Origin of the sequence: Catellatospora coxensis (assembly GCF_016862635.1) — a bacterium.
Classification (GTDB): Bacteria; Actinomycetota; Actinomycetes; order Mycobacteriales; family Micromonosporaceae; genus Catellatospora; species Catellatospora coxensis.
This window is the reverse complement of the sequence record NZ_BONI01000049.1, coordinates 66543-73509: the sequence shown is the minus strand read 5'-3', so window position 1 is coordinate 73509 and position 6967 is coordinate 66543. Positions and strand designations below refer to the sequence as shown.

The 6967-nt window shown below is 70.6% G+C and carries 3 protein-coding genes; 1 reads left to right on the top strand and 2 read right to left on the bottom strand.

Annotated elements, in window-relative coordinates; genetic code table 11:
* Positions 1–414: 414 nt before the first annotated feature.
* Positions 415–1467, bottom strand: a complete 1053-nt coding sequence (locus Cco03nite_RS26435) for a LacI family DNA-binding transcriptional regulator (RefSeq protein ID WP_203694918.1) — start codon at positions 1465–1467, stop codon at positions 415–417.
* Between the two features lie 238 nt (positions 1468–1705).
* Positions 1706–5197, bottom strand: coding sequence for a discoidin domain-containing protein (locus Cco03nite_RS26430; protein ID WP_203694917.1), 3492 nt, complete (start codon positions 5195–5197; stop codon positions 1706–1708).
* Positions 5198–5487: 290 nt separating this feature from the next.
* Between Cco03nite_RS26430 and Cco03nite_RS26425 the strand changes: the two genes are divergently transcribed.
* Entirely contained in the window at positions 5488–6894 is a 1407-nt protein-coding gene (locus Cco03nite_RS26425; protein WP_203694916.1) for a GH1 family beta-glucosidase, read from the top strand.
* The last annotated feature ends 73 nt before the right edge of the window (positions 6895–6967 follow it).

Sequence of the window (6967 nt, the reverse complement as noted above, 5' to 3'; positions counted from 1 at the left end):
GCCACAGGCGGCCGTGGTCATGACCAGCGCGGCCGCGAGCAGCGGGCCCGCGACCACGAGGGCGCGGCGGCGCAGGCTCCCGCCGTTGAGGGCTGGACGCATGCTTTTCCTCCAAACACAGGAAGGGATGGTGCGTTCTTTTGGGGTAACGTGCAGAGGAGCTTCGTGAGAGCGCTCTATCGGAGAGCGCTCTCCCACGCCAGAGCATCGCCCCGCCGTCCGGTCCTGTCAAGAGTCAGTTGCCGTGCTGTTACAGAACCAGACATCCACACAGCTCATGACCTCAGCGCGCCCAGGATCGACCCGAGTTGATCATGAAGTTGTGGCCACGACACACCGCCGAGCCGTGCCATAGGTTCATGATCAACGGGAAACGCCGATCCGGCGTGGGGGGCGGTGGGGCGGGCGGTGGGATCAGGCGGAGGCGCGCAGGACCAGGTCGGGGTCGAAGATGACGCTGGTGGTGCGGTTGGCGCGGGAGTCGATGCGGGTGAGCAGGAGGCGGGCCATCTCGGCGGCCATGTCCTCGACCGGCTGGCGGACCGTGGTCAGCGGGGGGCGGCTGGACAGGGCCGCGCTGCTGTCGTCGAAGCCGATGACGGCGACGTCGTCGGGCACGGTCTTGCCGTGGTCGCGCAGCACCATCATCGCGCCCTGCGCCATCACGTCGCTGGCCACGAAGACGCCGTCCACCTCGGGGTGCTCGGCGAGCAGGCGCTCCATGGCGCGCTCGCCGCCCTCCTGGGTGAAGCCGCCGTCGTACGAGGGCACGTACGCCACACCCTGCTTGGCCATCGCCTCGCGGAAGCCGTTGAGGCGGTCCACGCCGGCGGGCATGTCCACCGAGCCGGAGATGGTGGCCACGTGCTGGCAGCCGCGGGCGACCAGGTGATCCGCGGCCAGTTTCGCGCCCTGGTAGGTGGCGACGTCGACGTAGCTGATCGGCATGGGCGCGGCGGGGCGGCCGTACAGCACCGCCGGCACGGCCGCGTCGGCGAGCATCCTGGGCAGCGGGTCGTGCGGGTGCAGGGACAGCACCACGACGCCGTCGACCTGCCCCTGGCGCACGTCGGAGACGACCTTGGCGCAGGCGTCCTCGTCACCGGCCAGCACGAGGGCCAGGTGCACCCCGGACGGCCGCAGCACGCTGAGCACGCCGCCGACCACCCGGCCGAAGAACGGGTCGGAGAAGAAGCGGCCGAGGAACGGGTCGTCCGCGGCGCGGTTCTCGGCTTCGGAGACGACCAGGGCGATCGCGCCCGTACGGCCGGTGACCAGTGATCGCGCCGCCCGGTTGGGCACGTAGCCGGTGGCGGTGACCGCGTCCCAGACGACCTTGTGCAGCTGCGGGTCGACGTTGCGGATGTTGTTGATCACCCGAGAGACGGTGGCCCTGGAGACGCCGGCCACCTGCGCGACGTCTTCGAGCGTCGGCAGCCGCTGCGCCGGCGTCTGGTCACTGGTCATGAACGTCTTTATAGCACAAAGGGAGAGCGCTCTCCGCTCCCGACCTGCCCGTATTTGCGCCCTTCCCCCGGGCGGCGCGCGCCATGATCGCTCGACTTGCCGGGCAGGTGGGCGAAAGGCGCTTCAAGATACGCCCACCTGCCTGGCAAGTCGAGCGATCACGCAACTTGCGGAGCCGGTGGTGGTGCGGCGGGCGGGTCGATGCCTCCACCCGCCGCACCCGGTGAGCGGTCCGGCGTCAGCTCTGGTAGACGCCGAACTCCCACAGTGAGTAGCCGTACGTGGTGGCCCGGTCCAGGCCGTTCATACGGACATAGCGGCCGGTCGCGGTGACCGGGAGGATGTCGAACCCGCCGTTGCCGGCGGTGGTCGAGTAGACCGTGCTCCAGTTGGCCCCGTCGTTGGAGACCTGGATCTGGTAGGACTTGGCGTACGCCGCCTCCCAGCCGAGCAGGACGTTGTTGAACGTCTTGACCGAGCCCAGGTCCACCTGCAGCCACGCCGTGGCCACCCACTCGCTGGCCCAGCGGGTGCCGTAGTTGTTGTCCACGGCGTAGGAGGGCAGCTGCGGGCCGTTGGTGCCGGTGGGCTGGTACGTCGAGGCGGTCGCCGGGCGGCCCTGCGCGATGTTGGTGCCCGGCACCGTCGGCGCGACGACCCGGATCGACTTCTGCTCGATGCCCACGTTGCCGTGGCCGTCGAACACGTACACGTAGATCTTCCAGACGCCCATCTGCTGCGGCGCGGTCACCGAGAACTCGTTGCTGCCGCCCAGCTGGGTGAAGCGCACGTTGTCGAAGCCGCGGTTGCCGTTGATGTGCTTGTTGCTGTACATGATGTTGTAGCGCAGCAGGTCGCCCTGCGGGTCGGTGGCGCCGACGTACAGCGTGAACTGGCCGCCCGCGGGCACCGAGGTGGTGTTCGACAGGGTCAGGCTGGTGATCTCCGGCGGGGTGTTGGCCGAGGGCGTGCCGCTGTAGGCCTGCTTGAGCGCGTGCCACCCGTGCCGGCGCCAGCCGCCGGTCAGCGTGTTCAGCCAGACGCCGCCGAAGTCGTTCTCCAGGCCGTAGTGGAACTCGGTGGCCCCGAGCGCGACGCCGGGGTGGCTGAGGATCGCGTTCCAGCTCGCCGTGTACTGCGCCCGCTTCTGCAGGTCGGTGGGCTCGGTCGGCACCCCGTTGGCGTCGTTGGGCACCTCCCACTCGCCGTCCGGACCGCCCTCGGTGAGCACGTACGGCTTGGTGTAGCCGCCGTCGATCCAGGCCTGCTTGAGGCCGCCGACCGCGCCGTAGGAGTTGATGCCGTAGATGTCGAGCGCGGGCGAGTGGTTCTTGTAGTACGGCCACGCGCCGACCCACGCGTCGGTCGAGGTGACCGGGTGGTTGGGGTCCGCGGCGTGGATCGCCACGGCGACCTCGTTGACGAACGCCGCGTACGCGTTGCGCCGCGCCTCGACCTCGGCGGCCGGCAGCCCGAAGTCCTGCATGGTGAGCAGCACCTCGTTGCCGACGTCCCACATCAGCACGCCCGGGTTGTTCTTGAGCGTGTTGACCCGGGCCACGATCTCGGCCTTGACGCTGTTCTTGTACGCGGTGTCGTTGACGTAGTCCGCGCCCTGGTTGAGCCAGTGCCCGACGATGACCTTGATGCCCTGGCGGGCGGCGGTGTTCAGCAGCACCGGGGTCTGCGTGTCGTCCACGCCCCAGGTGCGGATCGTGTTGACGCCCATGTTCTTCAGGTCGCGCATGTAGCCGTCGGCCGCACCCTGCGGCGGGCCGTAGGTGAGGCCCTTGACCAGGTACGCCGCCCCGTTGACCTGGAGCTGCCAGTTGCCCTGCGTGCCGGTGACCCGCACGACGCTCGGCCCGCCCGGGACGGCCGGGTCGGTCATCGCCGGAGCCGTGGTCCCGGTCTGCTTGGACACGGTGACCTTGTCGACGGCGAGCACGCCGCCGGAGGTGGTCTCCGAGGTCGGCACGGTCTCGCCCGCGATCGCGTTCGGGTAGAGGCCGCCCATGGCCAGGTCGAGCCGCAGGTAGAAGCCGTGGTGCACGGCGGCCTGCCAGGCGGCCACGCCGACCTGGCTCTCCCGGACGACCCAGGTCTGCCGGCCGTCGAGGTAGAAGCGGATCTCCTCGTCGGTCTTGGTGCGGTCGATGACCTGCGCGTACTCGTGGAACGCGGTCTGGCAGCCGAGGCAGGTGGCCAGGCCCGAGGTGCGCCCGTTGTACTCCCCGCACGGCCCGTCGGGGGCGGTGCCGCAGTGCAAGGTGTTCGAGAGCTGGCTGCGGCCGTTGACGCCGCTCATGATGTCGGTCTCGCCGACGCCCGGCCAGTTGTTGTAGTTGCCCCGGTACGCCGCGCCGGTGGCCCGGAACGCCGGCCAGTAGCCCAGGCCGTTGGCCACGTTGGGCTGCTGGATGACGGCGGAGAAGCGCAGCAGCTCGCCCGGCTGCGGGGCGAAGTCGGTGCGCTGGGTCTCCAGCCGGCCCGACGTCCACGCGCCCGCGCCGTCGCGGATCGCCTTGATGTTCAGCTTGCCGTCACCGGTGAGGTAGACGTTGGCGGTGGAGTTGCTCGCGGTCTCGATCTCGCCGGTCCCCCAGTTCGCCGCGCCGCCCGGGTACTGCGTGCCGGTGCGCATGAGCCAGTTCGCCGCGCTCGGCGAGGTGCCGGCCGCGCCGTCGAAGTTCTCCTCCCAGACCGTGGTCCAGTTGCCCGACGGGCTCGGGGAGGTGTTCGGGGTGCCGCTGGGCGAGGCGGACGGGGACGTCACCACACCGCCGGTGAAGACCTTGAACTCCCACAGCGAGTAGCCGTAGCCGTTGGCACGGGTGGTGCCGTACATGCGGAGGTACCGGCCGGAGCCGCCGACGTTCAGCGTCTGCGTGCCGCCGGGGCCGGTGGTGGTGCTGTAGATGCTGGTCCAGCCGCCGGTGCCGGTGGCCGAGGTCTGCAGCTGGAAGGCGGTCGCGTACGCGCCCTCCCACTGCAGCACCACCTGGCAGATGCTCTGCGTGCTGCCGAGGTCGATCTGCAGCCACTGCGGGTCGGCGTACTGGCTGGACCAGCGGGTGCCGGCGTTGCCGTCGACAGCCGCCGAGGCGGGTGTGCCCGCGTTCTCGACCGAGGAGGCGGTCGCGGTCTTGCCCTGGGCGACGTTGGTGGTGCCGCATGCGCCCGGGTTGGCGCTCGGGCTGGTGGGGGGCCCGAACGAGCCGATGACCTTGAACTCGTACAACGAGTAGCCGTAGCCGCTGCTGCGCACGGTGCCGTGCATGCGCACGTACCGGCCGGAGCCGGTGACGTTGAGGGTCTGCGTGCCGCCGGTGCCGGTGGTCGTGGTGTAGACGGGCGTCCAGTTCACGTCGTCGGCGGAGGTCTGGATCTGGAACGAGCGCCCGTACGCGCCCTCCCATTCCAGGACGACCTGGCTGATCGACGCGGTCTGGCCGAGGTCGATGCGGATCCACTGCGGGTCGCTCCACTCGCTGCCCCAGCGGGTGCCGGAGTTGCCGTCCACCGCGTTGGCGGCGGCCAGGTCGGCGCCCTGGACCGAGGACGCGGTGACCGGCTTGCCCTGCGAGATCAGCGAGTCGGCGGCGCTGGCGCTGGTGAACGGGATGACCAGGGCGAGGGATGAGATGACCGTGGTGACCGCGATGGGTATGGCTATCCGCCAGCGGCGGGCTATGTGCCGCGCACCCGGGCGGTGACTGACGGGGGTCATGGGGCTCCTACCTGTTGCAACGGGGAGAGCTCCGGCCGGAGGGCCGTGAGGTGGAGAGCGCTCTCCGAGTGTTACGCCGTCATTTCCCCGCTGTCAAGACAGCGACTCTCGACTATGCCGAACTGTCCGCATGAGAGCGTTTTGTAGCCCGGCTCATCGATTCCCTCATCGCAGCGGGACTATCCGCTCTTGACATCGGCGGTCCGTTGCCGGGAGCCTGGAACTCATTCGGAGAGCGCTCTCCATCGCGTTTCCCGGTGCGCTCTCCCGCCGTCCACGAAAGGGAACCCATGCCCACCCAGACCGAGGCACCAGCCGCAGCCACCGCGCAGGAGCTGCGGTTTCCACCCGACTTCTGGTGGGGGGCGGCCACCGCCGCGTACCAGATCGAAGGCGCCGTGGCCGACGACGGCCGCACCAAGTCGATCTGGGACACCTTCTGCGCCACCCCGGGCCTGGTGGTCGACGGGCACACCGGCGACGTCGCCGCGGACCACTACCACCGCTACCGCGAGGACGTCGCGCTGATGCGCGAGATCGGGCTGTCGGCGTACCGGTTCTCGGTGTCCTGGCCCCGGGTGCAGCCCGGCGGGCGGTCCGGGGAGAACCCGGCCGGCATCGCCTTCTACGACCGGCTCGTCGACGAGCTGCTGACCGCCGGGATCAAGCCCGCGGCCACGCTCTACCACTGGGACCTCCCGCAGGAGCTGGAGGACCGCGGCGGCTGGACCGCCCGCGACACCGCGCTGCGCTTCGCCGACTACGCGGCCGTCGTCGCCGCGCGGCTCGGCGACCGGGTCAAGCTGTGGTGCACCCTCAACGAGCCGTGGTGCTCGGCGTTCCTCGGCTACGGCGCGGGCTTCCACGCCCCCGGCCGCAAGAACCCCGCCGACGCGCTGCTGGCCACCCACCACCTGCTGCTCGGCCACGGCCTGGCCGCGCAGGCGCTGCGCGCGGCGGTGCCGACGGCGCAGGTGTCCATCGCCCTCAACCAGGGCGCGGTGCGCTCGCTGACCGACTCGGCCGGCGACCGCGACGCCGCCCGGCGCATCGACGGCCTGCTCAACCGCATCTACCTCGATCCGATCATGACGGGGGCGTACCCGGCCGACGTCATGGCCGACACCGCGGCCGTCAGCGACTGGTCCTTCGTGCGGGACGGCGACCTGGCCGTGATCTCCGCGCCGATCGACGCGCTGGGCGTCAACTACTACGCCCCCGACCTGGTCAGCGCCGCGGCCACGCCGCACGAGGAGCCCTCGGTGTACCCGGCCAGCCAGGACATCACCTTCCACCAGACCCCCGGCCCGCGCACCGAGATGGGCTGGACCGTCGACCCGACCGGCCTGCGCGACGTGCTCACCGGTGTGCACCGCCGCTTCCCGGACCTGCCGATGTACGTCACCGAGAACGGCGCGGCGTACGACGACCGGGTCGACGCCGACGGCCGGGTCCGCGACGACGAGCGCATCGCCTACCTGCGCGCCCACCTCGCCGCGGCGCACGAGGCGATGACCGCTGGAGCCGACCTGCGCGGCTACTTCGTATGGTCGCTGCTCGACAACTTCGAGTGGGCGTTCGGCTACGGCAAGCGCTTCGGCATCGTCCGCGTCGACTACGACACCCAGCAGCGCCTGCTGAAGGACAGCGCGCGCTGGTACCGCGATGTGATCCACGCCGGCGGCATCGCGGCCTGACACCGGCCCGGGGCTGGGCCGATGTCAGAACCGGGCGGCGTCGTCGACCACTGGCGACGACGCCGCCCGATGT

Bases quoted from the DNA above. Each gene is read 5' to 3' on its own strand.
- Cco03nite_RS26425 (WP_203694916.1), top strand. From the start codon at position 5,488: ATGCCCACCCAGACCGAGGCACCAGCCGCAGCCACCGCGCAGGAGCTG.
- Cco03nite_RS26435 (WP_203694918.1), bottom strand. From the start codon at position 1,467: ATGACCAGTGACCAGACGCCGGCGCAGCGGCTGCCGACGCTCGAAGAC.
- Cco03nite_RS26430 (WP_203694917.1), bottom strand. From the start codon at position 5,197: ATGACCCCCGTCAGTCACCGCCCGGGTGCGCGGCACATAGCCCGCCGC.